Source organism: Flavobacterium daejeonense DSM 17708 (genome assembly GCF_000425425.1).
Taxonomy (GTDB): Bacteria; Bacteroidota; Bacteroidia; order Flavobacteriales; family Flavobacteriaceae; genus Flavobacterium; species Flavobacterium daejeonense.
Map to the genome: position 1 here is coordinate 63,115 of NZ_AUDK01000023.1, position 16,723 is coordinate 79,837.

Sequence of the window (16,723 nt, forward strand, 5' to 3'; positions counted from 1 at the left end):
ATAAAAGGAAATTGATAACTGTCCTGTACAGTCCTTGTCTTAACAAATTTTATGAAGATTTTAAACATTTATGACAGATTTTGCAATATTTGTTAGAAATCCATTAGAATAAAATTCAAAAAAAGTTAATCTTTCAGACCAAATCCAACCAAAACCGGAAGCATCTGCTTCATAAAAAAAAATTACAAAACGAATCAAAACTCTCAACACACAAATGATAACAACAATAGCTTTCTAAACAGTTTTGTAATGAAAATTTCAACAAAACCTTCGTATCCTATTGTTTTTCAAACTGAAAATCATTAAATTAGAAGTCAATTCTTTTCCTGTTTTTTGTAAACAGCATAAAAAATATACTTATCGAAGTATCTGAAAATCTTTTTTTCAAATACTAAAAACCATAAATAATACCATTAAAAAAGTGAATTTATGAGTGAATATATTAAAATAAAACAGGGATTGAATCTTCAATTAACGGGTGAAGCTACTAAGGATGTGGTAACGATACCTATTCCTGAAACATTTGCCATAAAGCCGGATGATTTTATAAGTCTCAGCCCCAAACTTCTCGTGAAAGAAGGCGAAACACTTCTCGCCGGAAGCCCTTTATTTTATGACAAAAACAATGAAAAAGTTCAAATCAGTTCACCGGTAAGCGGAGAAGTCATAGAAATTCGACGTGGTAACAAAAGAGCAATTACAGAAATCCGAATACTGGCTGACCGGACTATCAAACACCTCCAATTTGAAAAACTAAATCCTAATCTGTTAAATAAAGATGCAATTATTGAAAAATTATTGCTAAGTGGAATTTGGCCTTTCATTCGTCAGCGCCCTTACGGAATTATCGCTAATCCTACCGACGTTCCAAAATCTATATTTATATCAGCATTCGATACTAATCCTCTGGCTCCTGATTATGATTTTATACTCGCAAATCAGAAAATCAATTTTCAAACCGGACTGGATGCACTTAATAAATTAACCTCCGGAAAAATACATTTGAATATCAAAGCCAATGCAACTATTAGCTCAACCTTTATTCAGGCACAAAATGTACAAATCAACAAAATTGCAGGGCCGCATCCTGCCGGAAATATTGGAACTCAAATTCATCATATTGACCCCATAAATAAAGGAGATATTGTATGGTATATCAACCCACAGGATGTAATAATCATCGGTAAATTGTTTAATGAAGGAATATTTGACGCACACAGAACCATAGCGGTTACAGGTTCACAAATTGAAAATCCGAAGTATTATTCGATACCTATAGGCACAGCCATAAAAAACATTATTAATGATGCCGGTTTAAAAAATGGAGAAAACAGAATTATCAGCGGTTCGGTTTTATCCGGCTATCAAATACCCGATAATGGCTATTTGGGCTTTTATGATTCGCAAATAACCGTTATTCCCGAAGGAAATCATTTTGAATTTATGGGCTGGCTGGCGCCCGGATTTAATAAATTTAGTATTTCCCGAACCTTTTTTTCCTGGTTGACACCAGATAAAAAACACCTGCTTACAACCAATACTCATGGTGAAGAGCGTCCATTTGTTATGACAGGACAATATGAAAAAGTTTTCCCCATGGATATCTATCCCGTCCAACTCTTAAAATCAATTTTGATTGAAGATATAGACATGATGGAAAAACTGGGAATTTATGAAGTAGTTGAAGAAGATTTTGCTTTATGCGAATTGGTATGTACCTCAAAAATAAAATCACAGGAAATTATTCGGCAGGGACTTGCAATGATGCGTAAAGAGTTTGGCTAATAAAAAACTTCTTTAGCATATCCTGTCAAATATTTGCTTTTTGTTCATCCTTTAAAATTATTGAATTTGAAACCACTACGAAAATTACTGGACAACCTTAAACCTAATTTTGAAAAAGGCGGAAAACTGGAACGATTGTATCCGGCATTTGATGCGTTTGAAACCTTTCTGTTTGTTCCTAATCATACTACCAAAAGCAAAGGAACGCATGTAAGGGACGCTATTGACTTGAAACGCACCATGATTTTAGTTGTTCTTTCTCTTGTTCCTTGTTTATTATTCGGAATGTGGAATGTAGGCTACCAACATTATCAGGCTTTAGGAATTTCAAATACATCTATAGCCGACAATTTCATCTTTGGACTCAGTAAAGTATTACCACTTATTATTGTTTCTTATGGTGCCGGCTTAACTACCGAATTTATATTTGCTATCATTAGAAAACACACCATCAATGAAGGTTTTTTAGTCACCGGAATGTTAATTCCACTCACAATGCCTATTGATGTTCCCTTATGGATGCTGGCAGTTGCAACCATTTTTGCAGTCATTATCGGGAAAGAAGTATTTGGAGGAACAGGCATGAATATTTTAAATCCGGCGCTTACAGCCAGAGCGTTCCTTTTTTTTGCATATCCAACCAAAATGTCCGGAAATGAAGTATGGATTAATACTGAAACCGAAAAAGGACAAACCTTGGTGGATGCTTATAGTGGCGCCACAGCTCTGGGAGAAGCTGCCGCAGGTCATGCTAACAAAATTCCTGATATAACAGAATCTTTCATTGGCATTATTCCGGGATCTATTGGCGAAACATCTACCCTTGCCTGTTTAATTGGAGCTGCTATTTTATTATATACAGGAATTGGCAGCTGGCGCATCATGAGTTCAGTGTTTATTGGCGGATTTTTAATGGCACTCATTTTTAATCTGTTTGGGTTAAATACCCTAATGCAAATTACTCCTTTGCATCATTTAACTTTAGGAGGTTTTGCCTTTGGTGCTGTTTTTATGGCAACCGATCCTGTAAGTGCCGCCCAAACCAATACCGGAAAATACATCTATGGTTTTTTAATTGGAATGCTGGCCATATTGTTTCGGGTTTTTAATCCGGCTTATCCTGAAGGAATGATGCTGGCCATTTTATTTATGAATGTGATGGCACCTTTAATTGACCATTATGTAGTAGCCGCAAATATTAATCGAAGACTAAAAAGAGTAAAACCAATACAAAATCCAAATGAATAAGGACAGTAATAAAGCTACGTTTCTATTTTCCTCCATTATGGTAGTGGTGGTTGCCGTTATGCTATCGGTAACTTCCATAAGCCTTGCTCCCTACCAGTCAAAAAACAGCAGAATAGAAAAAATGAAAAACATTTTAAGTAGCGTTTCGATAATAACGGAAACTGCCGATACAGAACGCCAATTTGAAAAATCTATCAGCCAGCAAATTGTTTTAAACAGCAAAGGAGAAGAAGTAACCGGAAAAATTAAAGCTTTTGACATCGACCTGAAAAAAGAACTTGATAAAGCCAAAACAGCTAAAAAAGATGAACAATTATTTCCGCTCTTTATCTGTAACAAAGACGGCAAAAACTTTTATATAATCCCGGTCAGAGGAAAAGGTTTATGGGGACCTATATGGGGCTATATTTCTCTGGAAAATGATATGAATACGATTTACGGAGTGAGTTTTGGACATAAAGGTGAAACTCCGGGACTGGGTGCAGAGATTGAAACCACTGAATTTCAACATCAATTTACAGGAAAAAAAATCTTTGACGAAGCAGGCAATTTTGTTTCTGTAAAAACCATTAAAGGAGGAGCTTCAAACGGAGATTTACACGGTGTAGATGCCGTATCCGGAGCTACTATTACCAGTAACGGAGTTAATGAAATGTTTTACAGAACACTAAGCAATTACATACCTTATTTTAAAAAAATCAAGCCATAACATTTACTAACCCTAAATAAAAAGACGATGAGCAAAGAAACAACTGCAGCTCCTGCAAAAGAAAAAGTTCCAAAAGAGCCTTTGTTTTCTGCAAAAAACAAACGGCTTTTATATGACCCGCTCAATGACAACAATCCAATTACTGTACAAGTACTGGGAATTTGTTCGGCCTTGGCTGTTACGGTGAAAATGAAACCGGCCATTGTTATGGCTCTTGCTGTAATGGTCGTTTGTGCTTTTTCTAATCTTATTATTTCATTAATTCGAAATATCATTCCTAACCGCATTCGGATTATTGTTCAACTTACCGTAGTTGCTGCTATGGTTATTATTGTTGATCAATTTTTAAAAGCCTTTGTGTTTGATGTAAGCAAACAATTGTCGGTTTTTGTTGGACTTATTATTACTAACTGTATCATTATGGGAAGATTAGAGGCTTTTGCAATGGCTAATAAACCCTGGCCTTCCTTTTTGGACGGAATTGGCAATGGCTTAGGTTACGGAATCATATTAGTTATAGTGTCAATTGTTAGAGAACTATTAGGTTCTGGAGCGTTGATGGGATTTCAAATCATCCCTGAATCCTTCTATAAAATGGGATATTTTAATAACAGCCTTATTATCATGCCGCCTATGGCATTAATCATTGTAGGCATTATTATCTGGATTCAGCGCAGCCGAAATCAAAAGTTAATAGAATCCAAATAGACTAATTACAGTTTTGATAAAAAAATGCACTATGGAACATTTAAATATTTTTATAAAAGCCATCTTTATTGAGAACATGATTTTTGCCTATTTTCTGGGCATGTGTTCCTATCTGGCTATTTCAAAAACAGTAAAAAGCGCTATCGGCTTAGGACTGGCAGTAATATTTGTTTTATTTATTTCAGTACCAACTTGTTATTTATTAGAAAAATACATTTTAAAAGCTGGCGCTTTGCAATGGTTGTCATCTGACCTTGCAGCCATCGATCTTAGTTTTTTAAGCTTCATTATGTTCATCGCAACCATTGCTTCTATAGTACAATTGGTAGAGATGATTATCGAAAAATATGCTCCGGCACTCTACTCTTCTTTAGGTATATTTTTGCCTTTAATTGCGGTGAACTGTTCCATTTTGGGTGGAGCTTTATTTATGCAGGAAAGAGAATACGCTACTTTGGGAGAAGCCAGTGTTTTTGGTTTAGGTTCTGGTGTAGGATGGTTTCTGGCAATCGTGGCTTTATCCGCTATTCGGGAAAAACTGCGATATTCAAATGTTCCCGCTCCTTTACGGGGGTTAGGCATCACTTTTATCTTAACAGGATTAATGGCAATTGCCTTTATGAGCTTTATGGGGATTTCATTATAAATTGATAAAAAATGATCATATTAAACATCAATAGTACCACAATTATTTGCAGCGTAGTTATATTTCTGCTGTTCAATTCACTGCTGGTATATATCATTTTATATGCTAAGTCAAAACTAACTCCTTCCGGACAAGTAAAAATAACTATTAACGGAAAAGAAGAACTGGAAAGTGAAGCTGGTTCTTCGCTATTGGCAACTTTATCCAATAAAAAAATATTTTTACCCTCAGCCTGTGGCGGAGGGGGAACCTGTGGTATGTGCAGATGCCAGGTTGTTTCAGGTGGCGGGCAAATTCTACCTACCGAAACCCCATATTTTACGCGAAAAGAGCAACAATCCAACTGGCGATTGGGATGTCAGGTCAAAGTAAAACAAGACATGAAAATTATTATTCCGGATAAAGTAATAGGAATTAAAAAATGGGAATGCGAAGTGGTTTCTAATAATAATGTAGCTACTTATATCAAGGAATTAGTCGTAAAACTACCCGAAGGTGAATTTTTGGATTTTGAATCGGGTTCTTACATTCAAATAGATGTGCCGGCTTGTGAAATTGATTTTAAAAAAGACCTGCATCAAATTGATAATCAATTTCAAGAAGATTACGACAGATTTAATATCTGGGATTTAAAGATGATTAATAAAGCTCCTCTTTTCAGAGCCTACTCCATGGCTAATCATCCGGCTGAAGGGAATATCATCATGCTCAACATTCGCTTGGCAACTCCTCCCTTTGACCGAAAAGCAGGTGGTTTTATGAAAGTAAACCCCGGAATTAGCTCTTCTTATGTGTTTTCTTTAAAACCGGGAGACAAAGTAAACATAGCCGGACCTTTTGGAGATTTTCATATCAAACCCACAAAAAAAGAAATGATTTACATAGGTGGAGGCGCCGGAATGGCTCCTTTGCGTTCCCATCTTTTTCATCTTTTTCACACTGAAAAAGAAAGAGAAAGAAAAGTAAGTTTTTGGTACGGAGGAAGGTCTTCCAAAGAAGTTTTTTATACCAATCATTTTCTGGAAATTGAAAAAGAGTTCCCTAATTTTCAATATAACATCGCTCTTTCAGAACCACTTCCGGAAGACAACTGGACCGGATATACCGGTTTTATTCATAATGTTTTATTCGAAAATTATTTAAAAAATCATGAAGCCCCCGAAGATGTTGAATATTACATTTGCGGACCACCAATGATGACTGCTGCTGTTTTTAAAATGCTTGACGAACTAGGTGTGCCGCCTGAAAATATTGCTTTTGATGATTTTGGAGGATAAAAATAAGCCTATGAAAAAAACTCTAATCCCTCTTGTAACTTTCTTTCTTCTTTTAACTGCTTGTACTGATAAAGAAGTAATCAAGATTGAAGGAAATGCTCAGGGTACAACTTATCATATTAGTTATATAACTCCTGATAATAAGAATTATAAAAGAGATATTGACTCAATTTTAAAAATCATCGATTTATCCATGTCAACCTGGGTTCCGAATTCGATTATTTCTAAAATAAATGACAACGATAAAAACATTAGCGTTGATAATTATTTTGCAGAAGTTTTTAAAAAATCAATTGAAGTTTCAGAGAAAACAAATGGTTATTTTGATATCACCATTGCACCGTTGGTTAATTTTTGGGGATTTGGTGCTACCCCAAAAAAAACTATCGATAAGAGTAAAATCGACAGTTTAGTACAACTGGTAAACTACAAAATGTTGAAACTGGAAGGCAATAAAATCATTAAACAAAATCCAAAAATCCAAATTGATTTTAATGCCATTGCACAAGGATACTCAGTTGACATATTAGCTAATTATCTGGAAAGCAAAGGGATTGATAATTATTTGGTAGAATTGGGCGGTGAACTCAAAACCAAAGGAAAAAAAAGGGATGAAAACTGGAAAATAGGTATTGATACACCCAACGAAAAACCTACTGCTGAAAATCCTTTGAAAGCCACAATAATACTAGATAATAAAGCATTGGCAACTTCCGGAAATTATCGAAAATTTTATGAAGAAAATGGTCAAAAATTTTCTCACATTATTAATCCTAAAACAGGATATCCCGCCAAGCAAAATCTACTGAGTGCAACAGTTATAGCTAATGACGGCATCACTGCAGATGCTTATGCCACTTCCTTTATGGTAATGGGATTAGAACAATCAAAAGTATTTTTAGAAAAAAACAAAGAATTAAAACTGGAAGTGTACTTCATTTATGATGAAAATGGATCTTGGAAAACCTACATTTCAGAAGGATTAAAAAAATCTTTACAGGAAATCAATTAAGACTTGCATTTTTCTTCAGGCTTAGCGCCACATATACCGCAAACGCCTCCCTCTCTCTGAATTAAAGGATTATTACTACTGCATGTTCCGGAAAAACTTCCGTTTTTTTTAACTAACAATTTAATAGCAATTCCGGCAATTCCAAGGGCTAAAACAACAATTGATATTACAATGGTCATCATAAATATTTATTGAGCTTTTGTTCCGGCGATATAGGAATCTAAATAATCAATGGTATGTTTTTGATTCTCCATAATCATTTTGACCACATCACCGATTGACACGATTCCAACAACCTGATTATCCTCCAAAACAGGCAAATGGCGAATTCTTTTATTGGTAATCAAATCCATACAATAATCTAATTTATCTGTAGGTTTTACTGTAATCAAATCGGCATCCATGATTTCATGCACCAAGGTATCTCTTGAAGATTTGTTCTTCAGAGCAATTTTTCGGGCATAATCCCTTTCAGATAAAATTCCTTTTAGAACATTATCTTCAATAACTAAAACAGCGCCTACATTTTTCTCTCCCATTATTCTTAAAGCTTCAAATACTGTAATAGTAGAAACTATAGAATAAACATCGCTTCCTTTCTCTTTTAATATTTGATTTACTGTCATGATAGATATTTTTTTAAGTATCTTATAAATTTAACAAAAAAAAACGAAAGCAGAAAAAGTATCACGAACTATATACCATTATAGTTCTTCAAAAAATCATAAAACCTATTTTAAAAAAGTTTACAAAGACCCTCTAAGTATCAGTTTAAAAGGGTTTTCTATATGAGCTTTTGAATTTTCCAGAACCAAATGAGCTGCTGTCATTCCCATCATTTTAAAATCGGTCGAAATAGTGGTAAGTCCGTTCATAATATAATTTTTTAAGGGCGTTTCGTTATACGAAATCAAACCTACCTGCTTGCCTACGGTTAAATTCAGACTGATAATTTTGTCTAAAATCTTTACCAAATCCTCTTCCATCAAATTAATGTAAACCTCTCCTTCTTTTACCACTTCATCATCAAGGTTACTAATTACCTTAAAATGGAAAGCATAGTTGTAGCAAAAATTCTCAAATCCTTTTACAATTTCTTTTGGGAAATAACTATTTACCGGAAAAATAAGTTTTAAGGTATGGTATTTACTTAATGGTTCCAGGGCTTCGCTCAAAGCATTGTAAATATCCTGTTCAAAATTTTCATAGACCGCGGCAAATTCGCCTGTAATTCCACGGAGTTTTTTTCCTACCAAAACTAATTTGTCTTTTGGAATTTCGTCTATTAATTTGCGGTAAGCATCAGATTTTTCAATAAAGTGAGGAATAATTACATAATGAGTGTATTCATTTTTTTGTTGCTGCAATAATTTTTTAAATAAAGCATAATCATTATTATACACATAAAAGTCAATAGCGGCTTTATCACTCAAAGTTGCAACAAAGGCGTCATAAATTAATTTCTTGTGCGCACTGAGTTTATTGAACATCAAAAAAATTTTGATATCCTGAGACACATTGGTATTGGCAATAAAATACCCCTTACCATGATAGGCTTCTAAAATTCCCATTTTACGAAGAATATTATAACCTTTTTCTATGGTAACTCTCGAAATTTCATATTGAAAACTGAGTTCGTTAATAGAAGGCATTGCATCTCCTTTTTTCAAAACACCCTGCTTAATGGCATTCAATATAGCATTTACTAACTGTTGGTATTTAGGTGTAGATGAAAATTCATCTATAGTAAGACTTGCTATTTTAGAAGGTTTTTTCATGAATTATTAACTACTTGAATTAAATCTGCATTGCTTCTTTTTCTTTCGAAACAAAAAACGACTTACAAAGTTAGTCATTACGTTCTTTAACTCATAAATACCGTAAATTTATTTATCAATAGCTTCTTTTTAACCATTCTTCCGGAACAGGAATAATACAGATATTCATACTTCGATTATCTTCACTCAGCATCGCCGACTGGATTTCGATTTTAGTTCCATCCGGACTCATCGTAGGATGCGGATGATCGGAAGCTGTGACTTTATGTCCGGCAGAAAGCAATTTCATTTCATTTGTATGCCTATCAATTAAATAAATACTTCTGGAAAAATCATCACCTACTGCCCAGCGACCGTCGGGTGATCCACTTACATGCCACAAACCACTTCCGGAATCCGTTTGACCGGCAATTTTCATTTCTCTTGTGCGTAAATTAACAATGGCTAATCCGGTAGGTTTTTCTCTGGTTCCCGAAGGTCCCCAGGCTGCCTCCTGACCGGGATTAGCTCCGCTTACAGCTGTACCGGTACTATCAAACCCCTGAATTTTACGATGTCCCATAATTGCCATAGCCACTTCATCTTTACTAATCACCGCTTCATGCGTTACCCATTCGTACTCTGATTCGGGATATACGGGACGAAGACCCGTTCCGTCACTCATTACTGTCCAGGTACGCTGCGGAGATTTCCCTCCCGTTTCCCAACAAAAAACAATTTCACCCGGCATCCACGGATTCGTTTGGATATGCCCTATCTGAAACGGAACTGAAACCACATATTTAACTTCTCCGGTATGCACATTCATCGCTGCAATACCGGAAGGTCCGGCTCCCATCTTTCTGGGACCAAAATTTTCCTCCAATTTTGTACCTGAAGGCAAATATTTAGCTGCATATTCTTTTCCTACTCTAAAATAAGCCCAGTTTTCATCACCATCCAGGGCCAAATCGCCACCTGCACCCATTTCTGGATTAGTCGTTCCGCAAACATGTTGATAATAAGATGCTTTTTTAAGTTTTCCGGTCTCGCTATCTGCAAATAATTTGGCTAAATCAACTTCTACAATCTGCATGGATGATGGCTTAAATTTTCCGGATTTATCCTGCTTAATTTCTTTTGAAATGCTATCCCCTGCTTTTCTCATAAAAAACAGTTTCATACTGTTACGGGCTACATTTAGCATTCCTACATAACCTCCTTCGGTAACCTGAACTATTTCACCCGTTTTTTCATTAACAGCCATCGCTTCACGCGCTACTCTGTTTGAACGAAAAACAAGCCATTTTCCGTCAGCAGTCCATTGATTATGAGTTTGATAAATCTTAGAATCGCCCATTGGTGTACTGGTAAGAAACGTGAGCATCGTTCCAGTTACCGGATCTTTGACTATTTTTCTTTCCGATGGAAAGCGCCTGCCAATCTGAGCATTTACATTTGAAATAAAAAATAGAAAACTACTAAAAACCAAACCAAAAACAAACTGTTTCATATTTTAAATTATTTAAAATTGTTTATTTTTCACCTGCTCCAACTCCATATCTTTTAAAGAATCACTGTCTTTTATCGACAACCTGCTCACATTTTTCATCTCAATCAGTTTCTGATTGCTTCCTTTAGCTGCTGTAACATTTCTAAATTTTATTCCTTCTACATCATCTAATATCATGGCAGGACGGGTTTCTTTACCTAACAAATAAAGATTAACATTATTCAGTTCCATGTTTTTAGCATGACGAATAAAAAACCCATAAGCAGGAATCACACCAAATTTTTGTGGTTCGGGATATCCTTTTTCGAATTCCGGAACTTCTTGTTGAATATTCTCTTTTGATTCAGCATCCAACGGACGATACCAAATACTGATATTACTCAAACGCACATCTTCAACCGCATGTCCGGGAATACCGCTGATCAATGTTGCAAAGCAGGAATCAGCATTAAACACATTAATATTACTGATATTGATACGTCGTAATACACCTACCGGAGTTCCTTCTGGTGCTCGCATTCTTGCGCCCAAACGTAAAAAAATTGGCGAATTGATAATATCACGCATCGTAATATTACTGATGGTTACATCTTCTAACAAACCACCATCAACCGTTTCAAGGGCTAAGCCACGGCAATATTCGAAAACACAATTGCTGATGCTAATATTTTTAAAACCTCCGTTAGATTCTGTTCCGAATTTAATCCGGCCGGTAGGTCCTTCTTTATCGGGAACTAAATGAGCTTCATTGCGCTGATAAGTTCCATTATAAAATGTACCACGATCAAAACCGCTGACACTACAATTGGTAATGGTTATATTTTCGGTTGGTCGTGCAAAACCAAGAGCAAAGGAACTTTTTAGACAAATACCATCATCCCATGGAGAGTTGACTGTACAATTAGAAATTCGAACATTTTTACAACAGTCTATATCCATACCATCCCGGTTAGTATCTATCTTCAGATTATCAATCGTTAAATTATCAACTCCCGTAGCTAATATTCCAAAATGACCACCATATAATATGGTAAAATCTTTCAATGTCACGTTACGGCAAAGCTTCAAAGCAATGGCTTTATTGCCTATTGGGGCTCGCAATGGTCCATGTCTGGTCAAACCTTTTCCATGAATTATTCCTGGGCCAAGAATGGAAATGTCTTCTAAATTCTCGCCCCATATTAAGCTGTTATGCCAATGACTATGTCCAAAATCCTGAAAAGTGTCATTCACTGCTGTTTCAGGTGCATCATAACCCACATCTCCGGAAGGTGTTGCAGCCAAAATAACAGCCCCCTGATCTAAGTAAATTGAAATATGACTTTGAAGCCGAATGGAATAACTGAGATAAGTACCTGCCGGAAAATAAACAGTACCACCACCTGCTTTTGCTGCAGCAGCTATAGTATTATTAATAGCCTCTGAATCTAATGTAACATTATCACCTTTTGCTCCAAATGCTTTAACATTGAAAACCGTATCCGAAGCCGCCTGAAGACTGTTTAAAAATAACAATAAAAAACACCAACAAAAGTGATAATTATAAAACCCAACAAAGCCTCTGTCTCTTTTCATACCATTTGCATCTATTAAATCAGTTCCAGCAATTTGCAATTTTAAAATAAAAACTTCATCCTGTAGTATCCTGTTTAAAAAACTATTTGCTTAAAAAAAGAGGCTGTCCAAAAAGTAATTTTTCGAACAGCCTCTAAAAAAATATTAATAAAAAACAACACAATTCCGCAAAGTCAAAGACATTTGCGGTACTTTACTCTATAAAAACATTTCTAAAAATAAGTTACACTAAACGAAATATTCTGTAATTGATTTTGACTAAAAGTAAAAACAAATGAATTCCCTCCCTCTGTATCTTTCACAACACAAATATCAGGAATAGAATTTTTGTTAAACTTTTGTTCAAAAAGGCTCTTTGAAATACCAATTTGTAAATTATTATCTACAACTAAAGTCTGAGATTCAATTTTTGCTTCTTCTAAAATAGTATTTCCCCCACCTTTGTGAAAAACAATTTTATCTGTACTTGTATTATAAGTTATTAATGTGTCTTGTATACTGGTATTCATAGCATTTGGTACAAATTGTTGTGTAGGGACTACTCCACTATAAACAGATGATATATTAGTAATATTAAAAGTATTTTCTAAAGTTCTAAAAATGAAGCTGTCATCATAAATTACAAGTGTATCAACTAAATTAGAAAACAATTTGACATTATCTTTTGTATTGAGAAATTTAAGATTTTCTGGTTGATTATTTTTTTCCTTAGAAATACAGGAAAACGCTGCACAAATAATTATGACTAATAAATAAATCTTTTTTTTCATTGTATTAAAATTATTAAGGGTTTAAAAAATAGTTCAAATCTGAAGGTGCATATCTAATTGATAAATTTCCAAAAAAATCCTGGTTCAAACGGGGTTTTAGTTGTCACTATCACTTCATAATGTAAATGTGGTCCAGTTGTATTTAGTCCAGTATTTCCTGATTTTATCAATACTTCGTTAATATCAACTTGCTGTCCCTGAGCAACTAAACGACTCTCACCATGTGCATATAGTGTATAAACATTGCCTGAACCATGTTGATTTGATCCATGATTAACTATAACTGTATTACCATAGGTCGTTGAATAATATGATCTAACTACTGTTCCTGAAGCAGTAGATAAAACATTTGTCCCTTTTGGAACTGCATAATCAGTACCTCCATGTGTTGATGAACATTTGGCACATGTTCTAGTAGACATAAAAAGTGACGAAATCGTTGCTGTCCCAACAGGGGAGGATAAAGTTGATTTGGTTACACTTCCTTCTGAACCTCCTCCTGAACCACCTCCAGTACCTGTTGAACCTCCGCCCTCCTGAACCAGAACCACTTCCTGAACCAGTACCAGTGCCGCTTCCATCTCCATCAGGATTACCGTCCGGATCTCCATCAGGATCATCATCAGGATCTGGTGGATAATCATAATATTGAGAATCACATACCCACTCACAATCATTGGTAGCAACACCGCCTTCATTATCAAACACACAAGTTTCTACTTCGTAATAAGATAGATACTCATAAGTTGTAACACGATCTGGCTCACTACATATAACAACTTCATTACCATAAGGATCCTCCTGTCCATACACCTTGCCACTCTCCAAATATAAACCATCATTATCAAAAACAGGAAACAATCCTGTTAAAAACAATATTAAAAATACTATTTTTTTCATATTTATGATTTAATTACAATGGTTGATTGATGTTCTTTGCCGTAATTTACCTTTAAGAAATAAGCTCCTGAGGGTACATTTACTGTAATCGTATGACTGTGATTTCCTGCCGGGAGCACTAATTTTTCGGTATATAAAACCGTTCCTGTTAGGGTATGTAATGTAATTGCAACATCACTTTGCTCATTCAAACTAAGGTTAAACGAAAAACTGTTAGCAAAAGGATTTGGATAGACAACTAAATTATCTTTAACCACTACAGCTGGAGCAGCAACTGTATTCTTTCCCTTTTTCACTAAACTAACGTACATGGGCTTTTCAGGCTCATTTTGTCTAACAGACCACAGTTGTAAATTACCTGCTAAAAAAGTCGAGTCTTTGTAAACAACATTTTGTAAACGGGCATTTTTAAACAGGAATTCCGTTGGTTTTTTAGCACTGTAATGATCTGTTTTACTGTAAGCCGTATTGTCAAAAACCACTTCGGTATCGGTAACAATTCCCTGTAAATCCACAGCCTCTTTAGTATCCTCTGTCCATGTCCCCCTAAAAGCACCATTAACCTGTGATGTTAGTTCAACAGTTAATGCTTCTTTGGCAATAATATGCTGCCCGCTCCAGTCATAAGTTACTAAATAGCCTGTATAAGTTCCATCCAGTTTTTCAGTGCTTTTTAAACGATTAAACAAAAAAAGTTGTAGCTTTTTAACACTACAACTTTTTTACTTTATTTGTAATACAGTAAATAACTGATTACGATAGCCACACAAAGGATTCGTGCGGCAGCAGGGGTTTTTCCTCCCGGTATCCAGTTAACATTTGCACCATCTTCATTACCTGAAGGCATTTACACTTATGTAATAAAATTCAGTCAATTTTATAAAAAACAATTCCGCAAAAGTCAAAGACATTTGCGGAATTTAGTGCTATAAAAAATCCTTAGTTGGAATTTACTAGTTCATCAATTCTTTCCTAATATTATTTTTAACAAATCAATCTTTAAAAAGATTTTAGTCAAATCAAATGTTAAAATAACAAACCCTAACAATACTAACCAATTAGTAAAAACGTGTTTAAAAAAATTTTTTTTTGTCAAGATAATATATCTCAATTCTAATACTAGAAATAATAAAATCACAGCAAAATGTATATAAATAAACAACAATATGATACCAAAATCACTACAAAAGTGATTTAAAAAAATAATTAACATATATACAAAAATATTGATAATTCTTATTTTTTTTGTGAAATTAAAATTCCTAAGACCATCTAATTCTTTATATTCTTTCATCTTTTATATAGATTGAAAACCATTAGCGACTAAAACAGCATTTATCTGGTTCATTAGTATGGGATTAAATTCTTGCAAAGCCAATTGTAATTCATTTCTAAGTTTTAAATGAAGAATTGGAATATAGGGATTATACTGGTACTCTGTCATCGTTTGTTGCATTTGAGTCGCTGTAAAATTATTATTAAGTACTTGTATCGCTAAATTCTTAAATCCTGCATAATCCAAACTATCCTTTATAGCCTGCCAAACAGTGGCTGGCACTTCGGGTCTTTCGTTTGCTTTGCGATCAATAAACTCATTAGTAAAATGAGGTAATCTGGTAGAAACTTCAAGTCTGTTGTAATAAACCTCCGCAATGCTTGGCAATGTATCTGTTGTAGTATTAAATTCTAATGGTTTTGAAAACACATTGAATGCAATTAGTAAAAACAAAAAAACGATATTTTTCATATTATAAACATTTTTAAATTAATTATTATCAGGACAATCATTTTCATTGTATTCAAATCTTTCAGCATAAACCTTATTTTTGTCAAAAGGTTCAACCTCGGCACCAGTTTTTGCTTTAATAAACTTTTCTAAATTACCCATCAAATTTTTCCAAGTAGCATCGGCAGCTTTGTTAAATAACACATCGTCTCCCACACTATTAGCCGCATAATCCATCCATTGACCTAAACGATCAGCTCCTCTTAAATAAAACGAATAACTCCCATCTGCATTTGTTGCAATTCCAAACTGTCGGTGACCACTAACAAAATGTCCTAGATGATCTTGACTCCTAACTGTAGTAAAAGTCCAATTCATTTCATTATAATTATAGTCCGTACATATAACTGTAGAGGTATCCATAAAATTATCAAAATCCATAGCCGCTCCAACCGGATTACTAGAATTCCATTTGACATTGTCTGATGATGAATAACCCATCAAACTAACTTTAGTAACTAAATAATCTCCACCAGTTACAAAATCTGAAAAATTTGTCCTAATCTCTTCGAACAATTGCTGAGGTGTATATCCATTAGGCAGCTTACTTATATTCAAATTATAACGATCCAAATTAATATCTCCATATCCACTTTCGATTGTTTGTAAACTAAAAGAGTTAACATTTTGCAATAAACCATTTTGATCAATAATAAGTTGAGTTCTTTGATTTATCTCATTTGTCATTCCAGCAGAAAGTACTTTATGCCTTAAATCAGAATTCAAACAGGGGTTTATTACGCACTTACAATTTACAAGATCATATCCCGGAAAACAAGTTGTTGTGCAAGTGGGTGTAGTTTCCACTACCTCACCAGGATCAGAATCCCCTCCTCCTGGATAGGGATTTGGATTTGGATCTGGATTTGGATTTGGATCTGGATCTGGATCTGGATTTGGATCTGGATTTGGATCTGGATCTGGTGGATAATCATTATACTCAGAATTACATACCCACTCACAATCATTGGTAGCAACACCGCCTTCATTATCAAACACACAAGTTTCTACTTCATAATAAGATAGATATTCATAAG

17 protein-coding genes are annotated in these 16,723 nt (G+C 34.7%); 7 read left to right on the forward strand and 10 right to left on the reverse strand.

Going from position 1 to position 16,723, the window contains the following annotated elements:
- The first annotated feature begins 429 nt into the window (after nt 1-429).
- The 7 genes from H599_RS0115045 (at nt 430) to H599_RS0115075 (ending at nt 7,385) form a co-directional block, all read left to right on the forward strand.
- A complete protein-coding gene (locus tag H599_RS0115045) occupies nt 430-1,785 on the forward strand; it encodes a Na(+)-translocating NADH-quinone reductase subunit A (protein WP_026714881.1) in 1,356 nt (451 codons plus the stop codon).
- Nucleotides 1,786-1,851: 66 nt separating this feature from the next.
- Entirely contained in the window at nt 1,852-3,033 is a 1,182-nt protein-coding gene (locus tag H599_RS0115050) for an NADH:ubiquinone reductase (Na(+)-transporting) subunit B (protein WP_026714882.1), read from the forward strand.
- Nucleotides 3,026-3,742, forward strand: coding sequence for an NADH:ubiquinone reductase (Na(+)-transporting) subunit C (gene nqrC, locus H599_RS0115055; RefSeq protein ID WP_026714883.1), 717 nt, complete (start codon nt 3,026-3,028; stop codon nt 3,740-3,742). Before H599_RS0115050 ends, nqrC begins: the two co-directional genes overlap by 8 nt.
- Before the next feature lie 27 nt (nt 3,743-3,769).
- On the forward strand, nt 3,770-4,450 hold the full coding sequence (locus H599_RS0115060; RefSeq protein WP_051590762.1) for an NADH:ubiquinone reductase (Na(+)-transporting) subunit D: 681 nt from the start codon (nt 3,770-3,772) through the stop codon (nt 4,448-4,450).
- A 31-nt stretch (nt 4,451-4,481) separates the two neighbouring features.
- The gene (gene nqrE / locus H599_RS0115065) at nt 4,482-5,096 is read left to right on the forward strand and encodes an NADH:ubiquinone reductase (Na(+)-transporting) subunit E (RefSeq protein ID WP_026714885.1); all 615 of its coding nucleotides are present in this window, start codon (nt 4,482-4,484) and stop codon (nt 5,094-5,096) included.
- Nucleotides 5,097-5,107: 11 nt separating this feature from the next.
- Nucleotides 5,108-6,373 (forward strand): NADH:ubiquinone reductase (Na(+)-transporting) subunit F, encoded by a 1,266-nt coding sequence (nqrF, locus tag H599_RS0115070; RefSeq protein WP_026714886.1) that lies wholly within the window; start codon nt 5,108-5,110, stop codon nt 6,371-6,373.
- Nucleotides 6,374-6,383: 10 nt separating this feature from the next.
- Complete coding sequence (locus tag H599_RS0115075) at nt 6,384-7,385, forward strand: FAD:protein FMN transferase (RefSeq protein WP_162174267.1); 1,002 nt, start codon at nt 6,384-6,386, stop codon at nt 7,383-7,385.
- On the opposite strand, the gene H599_RS0115080 is transcribed toward H599_RS0115075, so the two are convergent.
- The 10 genes from H599_RS0115080 to H599_RS20925 all read right to left on the reverse strand — a co-directional run.
- On the reverse strand, nt 7,382-7,567 hold the full coding sequence (locus tag H599_RS0115080; RefSeq protein ID WP_026714888.1) for a hypothetical protein: 186 nt from the start codon (nt 7,565-7,567) through the stop codon (nt 7,382-7,384). The genes H599_RS0115075 and H599_RS0115080 overlap by 4 nt on opposite strands.
- A 6-nt stretch (nt 7,568-7,573) precedes the next feature.
- A complete protein-coding gene (locus tag H599_RS0115085) occupies nt 7,574-8,011 on the reverse strand; it encodes a CBS domain-containing protein (protein WP_026714889.1) in 438 nt (145 codons plus the stop codon).
- 120 nt (nt 8,012-8,131) lie between these two features.
- Nucleotides 8,132-9,163: a GntR family transcriptional regulator gene (locus H599_RS0115090; protein WP_026714890.1), complete on the reverse strand. Its 1,032-nt coding sequence runs from the start codon at nt 9,161-9,163 to the stop codon at nt 8,132-8,134.
- 115 nt (nt 9,164-9,278) lie between these two features.
- On the reverse strand, nt 9,279-10,655 hold the full coding sequence (locus H599_RS0115095; RefSeq protein WP_026714891.1) for a TolB-like translocation protein: 1,377 nt from the start codon (nt 10,653-10,655) through the stop codon (nt 9,279-9,281).
- A 12-nt stretch (nt 10,656-10,667) separates the two neighbouring features.
- Nucleotides 10,668-12,269 carry a rhamnogalacturonidase gene (locus H599_RS19870; RefSeq protein ID WP_245600528.1) on the reverse strand — a complete coding sequence of 534 codons (1,602 nt, stop codon included), beginning with the start codon at nt 12,267-12,269 and terminating at the stop codon, nt 10,668-10,670.
- 173 nt (nt 12,270-12,442) lie between these two features.
- On the reverse strand, nt 12,443-13,000 hold the full coding sequence (locus tag H599_RS0115105) for a hypothetical protein (RefSeq protein ID WP_026714892.1): 558 nt from the start codon (nt 12,998-13,000) through the stop codon (nt 12,443-12,445).
- 53 nt (nt 13,001-13,053) lie between these two features.
- Entirely contained in the window at nt 13,054-13,611 is a 558-nt protein-coding gene (locus H599_RS20390) for a M23 family metallopeptidase (RefSeq protein WP_155960800.1), read from the reverse strand.
- 291 nt (nt 13,612-13,902) lie between these two features.
- Nucleotides 13,903-14,589, reverse strand: coding sequence for a T9SS type A sorting domain-containing protein (locus H599_RS0115115; protein WP_026714894.1), 687 nt, complete (start codon nt 14,587-14,589; stop codon nt 13,903-13,905).
- A 608-nt stretch (nt 14,590-15,197) separates the two neighbouring features.
- Entirely contained in the window at nt 15,198-15,647 is a 450-nt protein-coding gene (locus H599_RS0115130; RefSeq protein WP_026714896.1) for a hypothetical protein, read from the reverse strand.
- A gap of 18 nt (nt 15,648-15,665) precedes the next feature.
- A partial coding sequence (locus tag H599_RS20925; protein ID WP_026714897.1) for a hypothetical protein occupies nt 15,666-16,723 on the reverse strand: 1,058 nt, incomplete at its 5' end.